Origin of the sequence: Nocardia sp. NPDC127526, assembly GCF_042672265.1 — a bacterium.
GTDB lineage: Bacteria > Actinomycetota > Actinomycetes > Mycobacteriales > Mycobacteriaceae > Nocardia.
The window spans coordinates 1-15,882 of record NZ_JBHXVO010000042.1; the positions used below are offsets into that span (position 1 = coordinate 1).

At 60.8% G+C, this 15,882-nt stretch carries 12 protein-coding genes and 1 rRNA gene; 7 read left to right on the forward strand and 6 right to left on the reverse strand.

Translation table 11 applies throughout. The annotated features are described in order from the left end of the window. Window positions 1–85, forward strand: a 5S ribosomal RNA gene (rrf, locus tag ACFVIV_RS36295); the annotation flags it as partial. Between the two features lie 45 nt (window positions 86–130). Here the strand turns inward: rrf and ACFVIV_RS36300 are convergent. Both ACFVIV_RS36300 and ACFVIV_RS36305 read right to left on the reverse strand, forming a co-directional pair. Continuing rightward, the gene (locus ACFVIV_RS36300) at window positions 131–1,315 is read right to left on the reverse strand and encodes an McrC family protein (protein ID WP_379204402.1); all 1,185 of its coding nucleotides are present in this window, start codon (window positions 1,313–1,315) and stop codon (window positions 131–133) included. Window positions 1,316–1,317: 2 nt separating this feature from the next. After that, window positions 1,318–3,378, reverse strand: a complete 2,061-nt coding sequence (locus ACFVIV_RS36305; RefSeq protein WP_379204404.1) for an AAA family ATPase — start codon at window positions 3,376–3,378, stop codon at window positions 1,318–1,320. A gap of 444 nt (window positions 3,379–3,822) precedes the next feature. On the opposite strand from ACFVIV_RS36305, the gene ACFVIV_RS36310 reads away from it, so the two are divergent. Then, the gene (locus ACFVIV_RS36310) at window positions 3,823–5,712 is read left to right on the forward strand and encodes a DNA/RNA helicase domain-containing protein (protein ID WP_379204406.1); all 1,890 of its coding nucleotides are present in this window, start codon (window positions 3,823–3,825) and stop codon (window positions 5,710–5,712) included. A gap of 25 nt (window positions 5,713–5,737) precedes the next feature. Here the strand turns inward: ACFVIV_RS36310 and ACFVIV_RS36315 are convergent, their stop codons facing one another. Both ACFVIV_RS36315 and ACFVIV_RS36320 read right to left on the reverse strand, forming a co-directional pair. Further along, a complete protein-coding gene (locus ACFVIV_RS36315) occupies window positions 5,738–6,091 on the reverse strand; it encodes a nucleotide pyrophosphohydrolase (RefSeq protein ID WP_379204408.1) in 354 nt (117 codons plus the stop codon). Window positions 6,092–6,382: 291 nt separating this feature from the next. Continuing rightward, window positions 6,383–6,571, reverse strand: a complete 189-nt coding sequence (locus tag ACFVIV_RS36320; RefSeq protein WP_379204409.1) for a hypothetical protein — start codon at window positions 6,569–6,571, stop codon at window positions 6,383–6,385. 410 nt (window positions 6,572–6,981) lie between these two features. Between ACFVIV_RS36320 and ACFVIV_RS36325 the strand changes: the two genes are divergently transcribed. Together ACFVIV_RS36325 and ACFVIV_RS36330 are read left to right on the forward strand one after the other, a co-directional pair. Then, complete coding sequence (locus tag ACFVIV_RS36325) at window positions 6,982–7,884, forward strand: helix-turn-helix domain-containing protein (RefSeq protein ID WP_379204411.1); 903 nt, start codon at window positions 6,982–6,984, stop codon at window positions 7,882–7,884. After that, entirely contained in the window at window positions 7,881–8,087 is a 207-nt protein-coding gene (locus tag ACFVIV_RS36330) for a DUF397 domain-containing protein (protein ID WP_379204413.1), read from the forward strand. The genes ACFVIV_RS36325 and ACFVIV_RS36330 overlap by 4 nt, the downstream gene beginning before the upstream one ends. 12 nt (window positions 8,088–8,099) lie before the next feature. Here ACFVIV_RS36330 and ACFVIV_RS36335 read toward each other — a convergent pair whose 3' ends face one another. Together ACFVIV_RS36335 and ACFVIV_RS36340 are read right to left on the reverse strand one after the other, a co-directional pair. Beyond that, the gene (locus tag ACFVIV_RS36335) at window positions 8,100–9,017 is read right to left on the reverse strand and encodes a phosphotransferase family protein (protein ID WP_379204415.1); all 918 of its coding nucleotides are present in this window, start codon (window positions 9,015–9,017) and stop codon (window positions 8,100–8,102) included. Further along, window positions 8,969–11,551 (reverse strand): AAA family ATPase, encoded by a 2,583-nt coding sequence (locus ACFVIV_RS36340; RefSeq protein WP_379204416.1) that lies wholly within the window; start codon window positions 11,549–11,551, stop codon window positions 8,969–8,971. The genes ACFVIV_RS36335 and ACFVIV_RS36340 overlap by 49 nt, the downstream gene beginning before the upstream one ends. Window positions 11,552–11,755: 204 nt before the next feature. Here ACFVIV_RS36340 and ACFVIV_RS36345 point away from each other — a divergent pair, with 204 nt between their 5' ends. The 3 genes from ACFVIV_RS36345 to ACFVIV_RS36355 all read left to right on the forward strand — a co-directional run bounded on the left by ACFVIV_RS36345 (window position 11,756) and on the right by ACFVIV_RS36355 (window position 15,880). Beyond that, entirely contained in the window at window positions 11,756–13,729 is a 1,974-nt protein-coding gene (locus tag ACFVIV_RS36345) for a UvrD-helicase domain-containing protein (protein ID WP_379204418.1), read from the forward strand. Between the two features lie 4 nt (window positions 13,730–13,733). Next, window positions 13,734–15,107: a hypothetical protein gene (locus ACFVIV_RS36350; protein WP_379204420.1), complete on the forward strand. Its 1,374-nt coding sequence runs from the start codon at window positions 13,734–13,736 to the stop codon at window positions 15,105–15,107. Between the two features lie 224 nt (window positions 15,108–15,331). Beyond that, entirely contained in the window at window positions 15,332–15,880 is a 549-nt protein-coding gene (locus tag ACFVIV_RS36355; RefSeq protein ID WP_379204422.1) for a hypothetical protein, read from the forward strand. Window positions 15,881–15,882 lie beyond the last annotated feature (2 nt).

The following is a 15,882-nucleotide window of genomic DNA, read 5'->3' on the forward strand; positions in this document are numbered from 1 at the left end:
TCCCATTCCGAACCCGGAAGCTAAGGCCACCTGCGCCGATGGTACTGCACTCGACAGGGTGTGGGAGAGTAGGACACCGCCGGAACATCATTCGCGAAACCCCCGACCAAACAGTCGGGGGTTTTTGCGTCTAGGGAGCTGATTTCGCGATGCTCTCGGCAAGAGTCGCGCAGTCCTGCAACAGATCGTCGGGACTCTGGTCCAGATCCAGCGAATGGCAGATGATCTCTATCCCACTTCCTGAGATGAAGAACTGTCTCCCGATTGAATGGCCCTTTGCATAGACTAGGTGCCCCTGCGGAAGTCCGAGCCGGCTGCAATATGCCAATACCTGATAGAAGTGATCCGGCGTCCCGCCTCCGCGCTTCAACTCGGCTGAATACTTCGCATCGACGACGGCTTTGTAGGAATCGTTCGGAAATTGCCAAACTGCATCCGGCTCCAGCTTGAGGACTCCTCCACGGTCCAAAAACAGCTTCTTGGGTTTCGATACCCAGCCTCCGTAGTGCAACTGAAGGTGCCGGCCGATGGTTCTGCGAACGAAATTCTCAAAAACGTCCTCCATGTCGACAATGAAGCCATTGCACGCGACTGTGTGGTCCTTTGTGCTCTGGTCGACTGAAGTCTGTCGCAGAACCAGTTCCGCCAGCTCTAGTGCGGTTCGGTATCGCATATTCAGCCGAGTCATCTTAGGTAGCGGCACACATTTGGGTGTGACGCCTCTTAATCTAGCTTGCAAAGATCGGAGCTCTTTGCGGCACGAAGGGTCAATTCCCGGAACATGGAGCATGCGAATGAGTGCAGAAAGTAATATCTGGTTCTCGGGGATGTCCGGTGTGCGGTCTCCGTAGCGAATCTGCAACGGTGTCTGCATCCCGTGCCCGCGGTATAGTTGATCTGTTTCGCGCAGCCGTCCCCGTAATACGGTGGATTCCGCATCACGGTCCTTATACCCACGGAGAACCCCCGGTTTGAGTGCTTTATGGATATGTCGACACAGCGGGTGAGCAAATGCTGGGACAAGCCCAATATTCTCGGCAAGAAGAACGTCATCGTCGAGCCATCGTTCACCTAATCCATGGGTGTATCCGAGCATGAACAGCACCCGTCTGATCGGGTATTTGGGTGCGACATGCACATCGCGACCGTGTATATGGGCTGAACCGACCTTATTGTTTCCCTTGACGCGGTACAACCCATTGCGCTGAAAGCGGGCGGATGCCAGTTTAGATTGGTTCAGTGCATCGGCGAAGTCGGGTGACAGCCGGTAGTCGGCTCCGGGTCCCGTTTCCGCAATCATGATGGGCTCGGGCATTGTCACTGTGGCTCCTGTATCGCCCGTCGTAGTTCTGCAAGCCCGTATCTCCTGTCCACATCGATACTGGTATCGATGTGGAGTTCGCGCAGTAGCGGCAAAATGTCGGACCGCCAGACGATGTCCATACCGGATTCCTGATCCATGTACAGGTCCGGATGCATCAAATAGGAGGGCCCGATCACTTGATCCTCGCCCTCGGGTAGGTCCGACGCTAGTCGGCGGTTGAGTTCCTCCAGCACTCTTGGCATGTCCGAAGAAGTGCCGTGCTCCGTTAACCAGCGATCGAGCAGTCCGAGGGTGGGTTCCTTACTCGGGTGTAGCTCGACAAATGCAAATCGACGCCGCATAGCTTGGTCCGGCAGTGAAATCGAACGGTCTGTTGTATTCATTGTGCCGATTATGAATAGATTCTCCGGCAATCTGAAGGGTAGGTGGGGTGAATATTGGAGATTGATGGGCTGATCTCTGTACTCTAAGAGAAAATAGAGTTCACCGAATACTTTGTCGATTTGAGCCCGATTGATCTCGTCGATTATCAGAATATAAGGTGTCTCGGGGTCATCTTGCGCATACTCGACAAAGTTTCTAAGTGGTCCTGCGGTTAGCGTGAAAGATATCGTACCGTTCGATTGATCAGACTGCGGCCGAAATCCCTCTATGAAATCCTCATAGGAGAAGGACGGATGAAACTGGATCAGTTTCACTGCATGAAATTCTGTCAGGTGACGGGCGAGATTTAGTGCAAGATAGGTTTTGCCAGTACCGGGCGGTCCGTAGAATATGAGCTGCTTCCGTCGAGTTAGCAGTAACTCGATCTCGCGCAGCCACAATATGTTATCGCAGTGTATCGCCTTCGCAAAGGCTTCGTTGACGTGTGTAAATCGCGGGCTGTTCAGGACCGCGGGTTTCTGTGCATCAACACCCGGTGAAACTAGCTCGATGAGACGGTGGTAAACAGCTGTCATATCCCGTAGGTAATCCTGCGTATGAAGCAACACTGCGACTTCTGCTGGTAGTTCTGGAAGTTGCACCGGCCGGTCGATATTTGTCCAGGACACGGGACGCCGGATGGCGGTCGATCCGTACGCGTCACGCGTAAATACAGGTTTTCCAGTCACGAAGCCGAAGTAGACCTCGTTGCGTCTGATCGCTACGATCAGATCGTCTACGCGCATTTGCAGAAGAAACCGATCCAATTCCGCGAGACGCTGTTCCTTGAAGGCATATGACTTGTGTGCGTAGCTAGATCGTACAATGCCTTGCAACTGTTCCTTCGACACGCCGTCGACTATCGGCTGGGCGCTTGTGACTGAAATCCAGCCCTCGCGCAGCCATCCGTCGACGCCTGTGCCTCGTATCATCCACGCGTGCGGCGTATCGCGCGCATCTGCGTTTTCGTTGTGCGTTGTCGTCTCCGTGGCATCCTCCGGAGTCGAGGTCGCCGCGTCGAGTTGTTCTCTGGTGGGATCGAGTAGGAGGGTTGCCTGCCTTGCATCGGGGCCGATTGGTGGCCTGACCACGCTCGGCGCCAAAAGTGAAGGGAGGGGCTGATTGAGTTCTACTCCGCACAGTGTCGCAAGTTTGTGCGCGGCCTGATCTTCCGCGAGCGTGAAGCCTTGCACAACGGCTCGTTCGCCCCACCCCATGATCGGCTGGACCATCGATATAGGCACATCGATATCTTGGAAGTCGGCGACGGCATACATGAGCTCCCAAGTCTGTCCATCTTGCCGACCCCACAACCGCTCCGCGAGCTTCTCGTTGGAGAACAAGACCGCGATCCGGCCAGCGGCGTACAACCGATGTTGACCGTAGAAGGCGACGCCGTCGCCTTCCTGCAATCTCGCGTAGCGCGCCCTATTGACGGCGCCAGTTCCCGGTTTGACTCCCCACAGCTGAGCTCGGCCACCAGGGAACCGTCCGGTCAAGTTCTCGAGTGCCGCTTGGTCCAACACATCGTGGTGTTCGGCAAACGATACCGGGGTGACGATAGTGTCCCGGTAGTGCTGCGCCACGCTCTTCGTTGCAAGACTTGCTGGTTGCAAGGCAAAGACAGCCATCACCCCTCCGAACCATCGCGCATCCAGACGCGAAAGAAACAAGACGGTCTGCAGAGTATCGCCTGGCGAACCCGCGCGTCGACTCACTGTTGTTGTGTATGAACGAGTTTCGAGCACCAGATGGTCATCGCCCAGGTTGCGTTCTTGCGGCGTTCGGGTAGCACCTGCGTGTGGCGAGGACGGGGCGTTGCCTGTGTCCAAGTCCTGACAGGAGTACAGAATACCAACTAGTCGTTCTCTTGTGGATTGCTGGAGGAAACTCGTGATAGCCGCTGAATCCTCATTCGACGCGGACTAACTGCGAAGTTCGGTGGCGGTGGCCGCTTCCGCTCGCTGTCAGGTCACCAAGCTAATGTGATAACTGCGGCCCGCCGGGCACCGAAAACCACTTCGTTGCTGCCCCCAACCGCATGCCGATTTCGCATGCCTAGTGGGGAAGACTGAGTGGCTCTCATCCGTGGAAGTGCCCGTTATCTGCTGGTCGAGGCGCAGGCTGGTCGTCTGCACCAGCTGCTGAGCGAGCAGGCTCGGCATCAGTGGGAACATCAGGTAGGGGTCGGCGAGGTGCTTTCGTGGATGCGCAGCCTGCCGCCGCTCTTGACGGAGCTCGTAGATGCGGGACTCGGAGACGTCGAGGTGCTGCTCGAACACAAGCTGCAGCACAGCCCGAAGCGGGTGGACGTCATCCTGCGCGGTGAGCATCCACGCACCAGCGAACCCAGCTACGTCCTCGTCGAGTTGAAGCAGTGGTCGAAAGCGGAACTTCTTGCCGCTGATCTGGTTTCGGTGGCCGCCTATGCGGAGCCGGTGCTGCATCCGGTCGAGCAGGTGCGTGCCTACTGCCAGTACCTGGTGGACTCCACTCCATCTCTGGCTGAGTGGCCGCAGGCCGTGCACGGTCTCGCGTATCTGCACAACGCGAAGTCTGCAGACATTCCGTCGCTCATGCAGTATCGGCCTGACCGGTTTGGTCGCTTGTTCACAGAGGATTACAAGTCCGATTTGGTCGACCATCTCCGTGCCCTGCTCGATGTGAACGGCGGACGTGATCATGCGCGCGACTCCGCAGACGAGTTCCTGCGCCTCGAACACGGACCGAGCAAGCCGCTACTTCAGTTGGCTGCGGAGGAAATCCAGGACCGTGAGCAGTTCGTACTGCTCGACGAGCAGCGGGTTGCCTACAAGCTGGTCGAGCGAGCCGTCGCCACGGCACGTGCGGCGCGGACACAAACCGTCGTGGTGGTGCTTGGCGGACCGGGGTCTGGCAAGAGCGTGATCGCGCTGAGCTTGTTGGGTGAACTCTCCAGGCAGGGGCGAAAAGTCCACCATGCCACCGGGTCCAGTGCATTCACGAACACGATGCGCAAGGTCGCCGGTAGTCGGAACACTCGCGTTAAGACCATGTTCAAGTACTTCAACAACTACGTCGGTTCCGAGCCGCGTGAGCTTGATGTACTGATCTGCGATGAGGCGCACCGCGTCCGGGAAACCAGCGTGAACCACTGGACCGGGAAGGAAAAGCGTGCGCTGGCTCGCCGGCAGATCGACGAGCTGATCGACGTCGCGTGGGTGCCGGTATTCCTGCTCGACGAGAACCAGATCGTGCGTCCCGGCGAGATGGGGTCACTCGACGAGATCACGGCCGCGGCGAACGCGACAGGGTGCAAAGTCGAGGTGGTCCGGCTGGACGGTCAATTCCGTTGTGGCGGTTCGGATGCATTCGACGAATGGGTACGGCGCCTGCTCGGCCTCGATCCGCAGCCCCCGATCAGCTGGAGCCGGTTGACGGCCGGTACCGACGACGACTTCCGCGTCGCGGCCGCCGCGAGTCCGGCCGCTATGGAGGCATGGGTACTGTACCAGCGGGAACAGCACGGCGGGACAGCACGATTGGCTGCCGGCTACTGTTGGCCGTGGAGTGATCCCGTAGGGGCTGCTGGCTCCAAGCATCTCGTTGACGATGTGGTGATCGACAACTGGAAACGCCCCTGGAACGCCAAGCCCGAGAAACGGGTGCCTGACGCGCCAGAGTCTTACTACTGGGCGTCCGATGACCGCGGGTTCAGGCAAGTCGGTTGCATCTACACCGCTCAAGGCTTCGAATACGACTGGTCGGGAGTCATTTTTGGTCCCGACTTCGTGCGACGAGGGGACCGCTGGGTAGCGCGCCGCGAGTGCTCCCATGACCCCGCTGTCAAGAAAGCAGAGGAGGCGCACTTCGGTGCGCTCATTCGCAACACCTACAAGGTGTTGCTTACTCGCGGTATGGAAGGCACTTGCGTTTACTCGACCGACCCGGAAACCCAAGAGTTTCTGGAGAAGATGACTCGGTAGCAACCGTGGCACGGGTGGCGGGCAACTACCCGAGCTCGGAGTACTTCACCGCTCGGCCCCGAGCAAGGTCGGCCGGGTAACGCTGTTCGTTCAACTTCAGCTTCGCCTGCACCGCCGCGGCGAGATTGATGTCCAGCACGGAAGCGAGACGCATGAGATAGATCAGGACGTCGGCGACTTCCTCCTCGACCCGAACGCGGCCTTGCGTGTCGTCGCCGAGTTCCATGCTCTGTTCAGGCGTCAGCCATTGGAAGATCTCAGCCAACTCGCCCACCTCGCCCGTGAGAGCCATCACGAGGTTCTTCGGAGTGTGGAAGCGCTCCCAGTCCCGTCGTGCGGAGAACTCCGATACCAGGTTCTGCAGCTCTTCGATGGTCATGGGAACTGTCTACCAGCAGCCACGGGAACGATGGAGAGCCCAGGCTGTCAAGTGGCGAACGATCCTGCGGTTTCGGCGACTCGGCCGCGATCCTCCCGTTCGAGACGTGCTCGGATCTCGGCGACGCCGTACCCAGGGCCAAACTGCCGGGCGTGGCTGCCGTGACGGATTGTGGTCACCATCCAGCCGAGGAACGTGCCTATTCCCGTCCCGAGTATGAGGTATGTGAATTCTCCGATCATCTGTCCTGCCTTACCGTTGGGGGAGTGGTGCTCGAGAGCGTGCATTTCGCTACCGCTGGGGTGACCAGATATTCCAAGTTGTGCTGCCCCGTTTCAAATACGGCACCAGGTCGGTGAAGTAGCGCTTCGCCTCGCAATCGTCTGGGCAATTCTGGTGTGGTTCCAAAGCATGTTGTGCCACTTCGAGATTCAGGATTGGGTGGTCGGGGACGCGATGGAAGTAGGAGGCGTCGTTCATGATTCAGCTCCCCATGTGGGGAGCATCGGCGGGTACGAGCCTCCCGGCGGCGATCAGCATCCACTTGGCCTGTGCCTTCGCCGCGCAGATTGACGCCGGACATTGCCTGTGATCTTGCATGATTCGATGGGCGCGCGACGGTGTGAACGTCGCTTCGGGTACGGCGTCGTGGTTGGTCAACGGAAGATCGATCATCTTGGGCGCCTCCGATGAGTTCGATGTTTGCTAGGTGGATATGCCCTAGTAGACGTCGTGGATCGGCATCTTGGTCGAAGATTTGGCTCGTCCAAAGAGATTCGTCCGTTCTGCCACGAAGGCGTCCATTACGCGCGGACAATGGGACCCAGCTGATCGTGTAGCGCGATCCACCAGCGGACTCATGTGCCATCCAAAATTCGGGAGCAAAGCTAATGAGTGCGAAGAACCCGACGACCATTCCGCGAAGGCAGCTCGGTCGGCAGCTGCGGGAGATGAGGCAAGGGGCGGGGCTGTCCATTGCTGATGCGGCCAGGTTGATCGAGCGTGGGGCTGGAACGCTGCAGCGCTTGGAGAAGGGGGAGAATCCTCGAATCAGGCTGCTGGATATCGAAGCGCTGTGCAGGTTGTACGACGCGTCGGCGGAGAAGGTGGAGGCGCTGAAGGCTCTTGCGAGGGAGGGCGATGAGCGTGCGCGGCCGGTTGACGAGCGGGTGTGGTGGCATCGGTTCGACGATCTGATTCCGGACGACTTCGAGACTTACATGAGCTTGGAAGCCGCAGCGGCGCAAGTGATCATGTACCAGCCGGATGTTGTGCCTGGGATCATCCAGACGGCTGACTACGCTCGTGCTCTGGAGCGGGTGTTCTTCGATTCCGACTCGCCGATGGACCTGGAGCAGCGCATACAGGTGAGAATGCAGCGGCAGACCGCGATCACTCGGCGCTTGGCCCCTGTCGACGTGGATCTGCTCGTCGACGAGTCCGTGATTCGACGGGTGGCGGGCAACGGGAAGGTGATGGCTGCGCAACTCCGCAAGCTTGCGGATACCCCGCCCAATGTTCGAGTCCGCGTTCTACCTTTCAATGCAGGGTTTCCACTCGGTTGTGCGCCGGGTCCGTTCGTGATGCTGCGATTTCCAATCGATTCCAATACGAAGGAGCCGGTGGAGCCGACCACTGTATACGTGGAGTCGTACGGTTCGCGGCTCTACTATGACCGCACGGACATCGTGGATCGTTACGTCGCCGCGCACGAGCAGTTGGGGTGCGTAGCGTTGAGTGAAACAGATAGCAAGTACCTGCTCAGGCAGGTGGCGAAGGAGTTCGAGGCGTGAGCGATTTCGACGAGGCGCGCTGGTTCAAGAGCAGCAGGAGCCAAGGTGGTGAGGCGTGCGTGGAAGCCGCTCACCTCAACGGTGGCAGGGTAGGTGTGCGGGACTCGAAGCTGGGATCTTCGAGTCCCGTACTGGTTTTCGACGGCCCTGCTTGGGACCGGTTCACAAGTGCAGTGCAGGCCAGCCGGTTTGACCAGCCCTAGACGGTCACTTCGTCAGCGATAGGCACGCAGGGCCGCTTCGACAAACTCCGGCTCGAAGCTGCAATCTTGTCTCCAAACTTCATGAGCCCAGCGGAGTTTGGTGACAAGGTTCAGCACCAGCGCGTGTTCCTGCTCTCGGGTCGCGCTTCCTTCCGCGAGCACTTTGGCGTATCGGACCGAGTCGACGATGACGGACTTGATCCGTTCGTGGTTCAGGTAGGTCTGTAAGTCGGATTCCCAACGGCCGGTTGCGGCTTCGGGTTCGGCCGCCGCCCACAGCGTGAGGAAGGTGGCGCGCTCGTTCGGTAGGTAGCCCATTTTGTGTAGATGCGTGGCCACGTCATACACCGGGTCGCCGTACAGTGCCAGCTCCCAGTCGAGGAAGACGACCTGCTGGGAATCGCGGATGATCATGTTCTTGCGGTGAACGTCCGCGTGCACGAGGCGGAAGGAACGGGATTCGAGTGTGCGCCAGGCTGTTGTGACGGCAGCGAAGGGATCGTCGGGTACGCCGAGCCTTCGGTAGAGAGGGCCGAATTGCTCCCGGTTGTCGCGGAATACCCGCTGCGTCACAGCCGAGAGCTGACTGGCGAATAAGAAGGGATCGTCGGAGGGCGGTTGGGGTGTGGCGGGCAGCAATTCGATCGGAATCCGGCGCAGTTCGGCGAAAAGCTGTGCGACGTCTCGCGGTACGCATTGGGGTACCGCGTGTCCGCGTGGTGCGATGTGGTCCAGGAGGTCGCCCTGAACGTGGTCTTGGATCTGATACGCCGGATCGGTGGAGTCCCACCGCACGCGGGGTGCCGCGGAGACGAATGGTTCGATGGTTCGCAGGACTTTCACCTCGGGCCACAGGCGCAGGTCCATCATGTCGGCGCCGTTCACGGGGATCCGGACGTTGATCGGGCCGGAGGAAGTCTCGATTCGCACGTTGTGGTTGTAATACCCTGCCGCGGAGTCGGATCGGGAGATGGCCTCCCGGTAGTAGGAGTCGGGATCGAGGCCCAGGACGTTCGCCAGGATTCGCTGGGCCGAGTGGTCGAGGTCGTGGTCCGGCGTGGGCGGTTGGATTCGGTGAACGCCCGCGCTGCGGCCAGTGATACCGCGGGGTCCGACCAGCCGAAGAACGCCAGTACGGTGCGGGCGAGGAGGACGAGCGTCGGGTAGACGTTGGTGGCTTCGAGTTCCGTTACGGCCCAACGTGAGCCGGCGATTGCTTCGGTTCGGCGGCCTCGGCGGGCGTGGACACCGGCTCGGAACAGTTCGGCCCTGGCGCGGCCGGAGCGGTAGCCGGCTCGTTCCAAGGTTTCGCAGGCGTCGGCGAAGGCTCGTTCGGCGGCATCGAGATCGCCGAGGGCGAGTTGCGCGACGCCAAGTGCGGTGTGGGCTTTGCCGAGTTCGTGGAGGGCGCCGAGCTCGCGCTGGATGGCAATGGCTGTGGCAGCGGCGGCGATGGCTTGGGCCGGCTCGATGAGGGCGAGTAGTTCGGCGCGATTGGTTGCGATGTTCGCTTGTCCGACAACACTTCCCGCCGTCTCATAGTGGCTGTCGGCCTCTGCGAGATAGCGGGCGGCCGCATCGGTGTCGAAGGCCATGCGGTAGGTGAGATGCCGCAGTCTTGCGATGTCGCCGAGGAATTCGTGATCGTCGGGGTCTGCGAGGTCGACGAGCTGGTCACACAGGTCGATGGCCTGCGCGAATCGGCCTTGGCACATGTGCAGGTCGGCGGCCCACAAGCCGGCGTCGAGCCGGACTCGGCCGGCTCCCCGTGACCACAATGCGCTGTACATGGCCAGTGCTTCGTCGGTGCGGCCCAGGATGCGTCGTGCATTGGCGGCCGCGAGCGTCAGTCGTTCGGCGACGGGGCCTGTGCGGTCGGTTGCGATCGTCGTGGTGAGTTCATCGGCCTGCTTGGCATCGCCGAGCAGGATCGCGCCTTCGGCTTCCAAACACTGTGTCAGCTCGCGCAATTCGGGTGCGTCCGGCCGTGTCGAGCCTTCTTCCAGTAGATACTGGTTGAGGTCGATCAGGACGGCGTCGATGCCTTGCTTGCCTCCGGCTGCCGCGATGCGGTCCACATAGTCGAGTAGCGCGACAGCGGTCAGCGTCCCGGCGCGCAGGCCGTGGTAGCCGGCCTCGCGCAGCGCGGCTACCCGGTCCGAACCCGAGTTCGCTCGGTCCCGCCACAGACTGTGCAGCACATCATGAAGCGTAGCTGCCACCTCGGTGTCCAGGCGGCGGCGCAACGCGGCCACCATGAGCTGATGCAGCTGGAAGCGGCCGGACAAGCCATCCTCGTCCGCGGTGTAGACGAACGAATAGCTGATCAGGGACTTCCACGCGGGAATGTGTGCGGGTAGTCCGAAAGCGGTTGCTACGGAGGTGAATATCTCGTAGTCGAACACCCGTGGGAGTCCGAGAAGCTCCAGTGTTCGTATCTCGTCGGGTGCAACGTGCTGGAGAAATCTCTCCAGAATGGCCTCCGGCGAGACAGGATCGTGCGTGGGTATCGTGCTGGTTCGGCTGCGGGCGTCGATCGCAAGGTGCAGGTAGAAGGGCACCCCTGCGCTCGCCGCGGCGATGGCGTCGCGCTCATCGGGGTCATGTACGCCGGACGCATCGAGAAGCCGGTGCCGATCGGCCATCGACAGGTCGTCGATTCGAACCGTCTCGATCCGGTCTCCCCATTCAGGATCGTGTCGTTCCCAGCCGAGAGGCTCTCTGCTCGCGATCACCACCAGGCCCTTGTCGAGCTGGGCTACTACATCCCTGAGCCAGGCGTCGGACACCGCCGCGCGCCCCATTCGATCCACGCCGCCGGCCAAAGCCTCGTAGGCGTCGAGGAACGCAACATAGGGTGCTCGCCCGGCTGTGCCTTCGGCGAGGTCGGCTGCGAACAGGTAGGAGACCGCTGCTTCCAGCTGGGACAGCGTCAGTTTGTCGAGCTCTTGGAGCACTTGGTCCTGGCGAATACGGTACGACCGTGTGACCTTGCGGGCGCCCAGCTCGACCAGGCGGGCGGCTGTGCCGAACACTGGGATGCCGGTCGCCTCGTTGAGGATCTCGGAGAGCACCTCGCTGTTCTCCGCGAATGCCATCGATTCGAAGCTCACTCGCAGGTGGGGGTGCAGGCGCTGCCACAGGACGGCATAGGCGATGTCGAAGCGGTGGAACTTGATTTTCCGCGACCCGAACTGGGACCGCAGTACCGCTAATGCCTCGATTGGCTGGCGATGACTGGGGACTTGGAAGTCGACCAGCGCGGTGGGGTGCTTCGGGGCGGCCCTGGTACGCAACTCGGCAAGCAATCGAGATTTGCCGATGCCGCCGACTCCGATGAGAAGCATGACTTTTGGAGTATTTTGAGCATCGGTCAGCAACTCATCGAATCTGGCGAGCGCTGTTTCACGATTTACGAATGGGCGGCCGGTTGCACCCGGTTGATAGCGTGCGATCAGCGCCATAGAGCCTTCCCCCTCGCCACGAGCACATGGCCATTGTCTCCCATGATCAGGTCGAAAGGGAGAGGTTTCTATCGCCTCTCAGCAGGCATTTTGTGGCTAACAAACCGACCGACCGGAACTTGTTACTCGCAATGGGATTGCGTCACCCTATTTGTTACGCCGCTCGCTCGGGCGGTCGTCGTCGCAATGGATGGGGGTGGCGCGGTGGCACGTACAAAAGGTCATGACAGCGAGCTTCGTCGGGTTCGTGCGGAGGAAGCGCTTTCCGCGGTCGGAACCATGCCCGCACGGCAACGTAATGTGCTGTCCGGGCTGCTTGCCGAAGGGCGTCGTGGTTGGCACCTACTAGTCCGGAATCGGCGATCGGCGTTACGGCAATCAATCGATGCGTATCTGATTGGCTCGGGTGGTGTATTCGGCCTCGTCTTTGCCGACGAGCTGCCGGACGAGGCTGCGTCGCACGCACTTCGTGAGAGTGCTGAGCACATGTTCGCCGATCTTCCGGTCGGGAATCACCGCAATGTATTCGTGCCCGAGACGGTTGAGCTGGTAATGGTTGTCGCTCCGCACAGCCGGCTGCGAGGTGACGGCAGGTATCGGGTCGTGAGCGAGCTCGACTATCGGTCGCTCTTCTCGGTCGGAGCTCGGCTGGATCGGGGTGTCGCAACTCGAATAGCCGAAGTGATCGCGGGACGAACTCGCGACTACACGCTGCTATCGCTGGACCGTCGGCCTGCTCCGGTCCCGTCCAACGAGGCGGGCCTTGTCGGCGTCGACGACCTGCTGGCGGACGAGCGGCAACGGGCACTCGGCAAGCCGTTCCCCACCTGGATGGCTTTCCTCGATCCGACTCAAAGAGCGCTTGTAACAAAGAATTACAACGGATCGGCACGGATCGCTGGACCGGCCGGCACCGGTAAAACCGTAGTGGCGCTACACCGGATGGCCCATCGGGCGCGCCGCACCACCGGAAAGCTGCTCTTCACAACGTTCGTCCGGAATCTGCCGCCCTGCCAGGAGCAAGCCTTCGCGCAACTGGCACCGGGCACAGAAGACAGAGTCGAATTCAAGAACTTGCACATGTGGGTGGGGGAGCTGCTGGCCAAACGCGACCGTCCCGCCAAGATGGATCTCAAGCGTGCCGACAATGCCTTCAACCTCGCATGGTCCCGCGTAGGTAGCCGCGGCCTGCTAGCGGACATCGAGAGCGACAACCGGTATTGGCGCGAGGAGATCGACCGGTACATCAAAGGCCGTGGGATACACGACTTCTGGGAGTACGCGGAGCTGCGGAGGAGAGGGCGCAGCGGTGTCCTGCGGAAGCCTGGGCGCGAAGCGGTGTGGAAGCTCTTCTGCGAATACGAGACGATTCGCCTCGACTGGGGATTCCTCGACGCCAACGACCTCATTGCAGTCGCACTTGCCGATCTGGAGGAGGTGCCGCTCGACGAGAAGTACGACATGGTCGTCGTGGACGAGGTGCAGGACATGAGCGTGCTGGGCCTGCGCCTCGCACATGCGCTGGTCGGCGACGTGCCGAACGGCCTGCTCTTGGTGGGTGACAGCCAGCAACAGGTGTATGCGGGCGGCTGGACGCTGTCGGACGCGGGTATTCCGATCGTCGGTCGCGGTGAGATTCTCCGGGTCAACTACCGCAACTGTGAGGCGATTCTGGCGCTCGCGGCTTCCCTGGAAGGCAAGCGGATCGTCGATGATCTGGACGGTGAGGAGGGGGTCGCGCTCAGCCGCTCCGAGGTGGCGCTGCCCGGTGGGATCGCCGAAACATGGAGTGGCCGAGATGAAGAAGTCGAGGATCAGATCCGTATTCAGCTCGGAAAGGTTGCGAGCCTTGGTATCCCGTTGTCGGAGACTGCGTTGATCACCCGGACGAACCAGGAGGCCGATCGCTTCCGTGCGGCCCTGCGCCGGTGGGGGATCGAGTTCCGGAACCTCGAGGACTACATCGGTGTCGACGAGGACATGATCAAGATCGGAACGGTATACCGCGCCAAGGGTTTGGACTTCCGAGCAGTGCTGCTCCCGTGGTTCGCGAAGACCGCTGCGGAGGAGGGACTCTCGGATTCGGCCCGCGATCGCGAGGACCTTGCCGTCAATCAGCGATTCGTCGCTATCACCAGAGCTCGAGAGTACGTCTGGCTGGGGATCGTGGAGGGATGACGAGATGGCCGATCTCGAGATTCTCATCGGGCAGGTGTGGAGCCCGGATGTGCGGTCACTGGCCGAGGAAGCGTGGCGGTGCTACAACGCCGGCGCCATTCGAGCATGCATCGCGACCACCTGGACGGCTGTCACCGCGGACATAATCACCAAGATTGTGCAGCTCGCTGACGGCGGAGATCGACAGGCGGTTGTCTTCCGAACGAGTCTGGCCTCCGCCCAGGCCAAGGGCCTGACGCAGGAGGGCGTTCGGGCCATGCAGCAGATCGAGAACGGTTTACTCGGCAAGGCAACCGAATTCGAGCTCATCGATTCGATCGGACTGCGGGAGCTGCAACGCATACGGGAGGATCGCAACCTTTGCGTGCACCCGTCGTTGCGGACGTTGGATGATGTCTATGAGCCTCGCGCGGAGATCGCACGAGGCCATCTGGCAGTGGCTCTGACGACCCTGCTGACTCACCCGCCCGTCCAGGGGCGAAAGGTGCTGGACGAGTTCAGCACTTACGTCTGCGACCCCTTCTTCATCGCCAGCGCGCCACATATCCAGGCAATGTTCTACGACCGAGTCCGATCGGCGGCGCGACGAAACATCGTCACATTCGCCGCGAAGCATGCTCTGCTCGAACTCGACCCAACCGCGCAGATGCCGGCTGTCGAACACGCCGATCGTATGGCCGAGACACTCGAAGCTCTCGCTCAACGCGACCGTGAGTTGGTGCGCACAGAGGTCGAGAAGCTGGTGAACCGGTTTCAGACGCTGGACGGCGCGACGCAGTTGCGCGCAATGATCCGGCTCGGTGTGCACGATTACTTCTGGGACGCAATGGATCAGGCTTTGGTCCTCCGATTGGAGGGATTGCTGTATTCCCGGATCCCTGAGAACGACCGGGAACCCCTGCCCAGCGATGCCGCGGCGGCGATCGGCGTGGTGCGCAGCCGGTTCGCGCGGGAAAAGCTACCGGGGCTCGAGACGCGATTCACCCTACTGCCCTGGACGGATCGGATGGCTGTGTTGATGTCGGCCGTTCCGGATCCGTACTTCGTCCCGGCGGTTCTACAACTTGTGGCAGAGGCCGGAAACTTCAGAGCGGGAGAACAGGCCGGCACCCTCCTGCTACGGCATGCCGCCTTCCTTGGTGGTAGCGATCTTGCCGCTGCCATGGACGCCTGGTGCAAGAACACGCAGTGCCGCCAAGCGATGGAGATGCCGGGCTCGGCGGTGCATCTGTTTCATGCCACTGCGCATCTGGGTAAGACGAGGGCGACAGCGTTCTCCGAGTTCCTTACCGGCGTCCATGAGCACGAAGGCGAGAACAGCTACTACAGCTATGTGGACCTGCAAAAGGCGATGGTTGACGCTGGTTACCTCGAGTAGGAGAAGGCTACGTCGATCCTTGGAAAGGAAAGCCATCTAGGACTGGTCGGATGGTTTCGTATCTGTCGCACGCGGCCGCTCGGGAAACGAGACTAGTAAGTCTAATCATGGTTCAGCAGTAGAGATTTCGCTACGGACCTGTTAGCGCCGACTAACGTGGAAGTCTGTCGGTGCGATGGTCTACCGTTGCTCGTTGCACACCGTCCGCTATCGAACGGAGCTTGATGAGCACCCCCGCAGCGACTGTTCTCTCACTGGTGGTCGTGCTGAACGAGGTCGGCGGCCGCCTTGTCGTCTGGCATGTGAATGTCGGACAGGCTATGGGCCTTTCGCGGTTGTCCGGCGCGTGGGTGCTCGAACGTGACGAATCGGAGGCGATCACCACGCTCATCACCGGGCATCGGATTGTGCGCTGCGATGGTGAAACCACAGTGCCGGAGGGGATCTCGGCCTCGGGCATCGTCGATGTCGACGCGACCGTGCGCACTCTGCAAGCTGAGGTTGCCGAGATCGACGAGTTGTTCACCGCTCACCAGTCCACGGTCGCGAACAAGCTGATTCGCCCGCAATGGCCGGAGTTTGTGCACCCGTCCGACGCGAGGCAGCCGATACACGACGTTGACGACGAAGTTCGCCCGGCACTGCTCTTGGCGCGTGGCATTGCGGATTTGGCCGACGCTTGGTCCTCCCTTGAATCCTTGCGTCTTGCGCGGCCCTTCCTTGTCGACCACGGCGGTCTCGTCGCACGCCCCCTGCCTCTGACGGTTCGGTGACC

What these genes read in the sequence shown, in the direction of transcription:
- ACFVIV_RS36300 (WP_379204402.1), bottom strand. Translation starts at nt 1,315, where the DNA reads ATGCCCGAGCCCATCATGATTGCGGAAACGGGACCCGGAGCCGACTAC.
- ACFVIV_RS36315 (WP_379204408.1), bottom strand. Translation starts at nt 6,091, where the DNA reads ATGACCATCGAAGAGCTGCAGAACCTGGTATCGGAGTTCTCCGCACGA.
- ACFVIV_RS36350 (WP_379204420.1), top strand. Translation starts at nt 13,734, where the DNA reads ATGGCCGATCTCGAGATTCTCATCGGGCAGGTGTGGAGCCCGGATGTG.
- ACFVIV_RS36355 (WP_379204422.1), top strand. Translation starts at nt 15,332, where the DNA reads ATGAGCACCCCCGCAGCGACTGTTCTCTCACTGGTGGTCGTGCTGAAC.
- ACFVIV_RS36305 (WP_379204404.1), bottom strand. Translation starts at nt 3,378, where the DNA reads ATGGCTGTCTTTGCCTTGCAACCAGCAAGTCTTGCAACGAAGAGCGTG.
- ACFVIV_RS36340 (WP_379204416.1), bottom strand. Translation starts at nt 11,551, where the DNA reads ATGGCGCTGATCGCACGCTATCAACCGGGTGCAACCGGCCGCCCATTC.
- ACFVIV_RS36320 (WP_379204409.1), bottom strand. Translation starts at nt 6,571, where the DNA reads ATGAACGACGCCTCCTACTTCCATCGCGTCCCCGACCACCCAATCCTG.
- ACFVIV_RS36325 (WP_379204411.1), top strand. Translation starts at nt 6,982, where the DNA reads ATGAGTGCGAAGAACCCGACGACCATTCCGCGAAGGCAGCTCGGTCGG.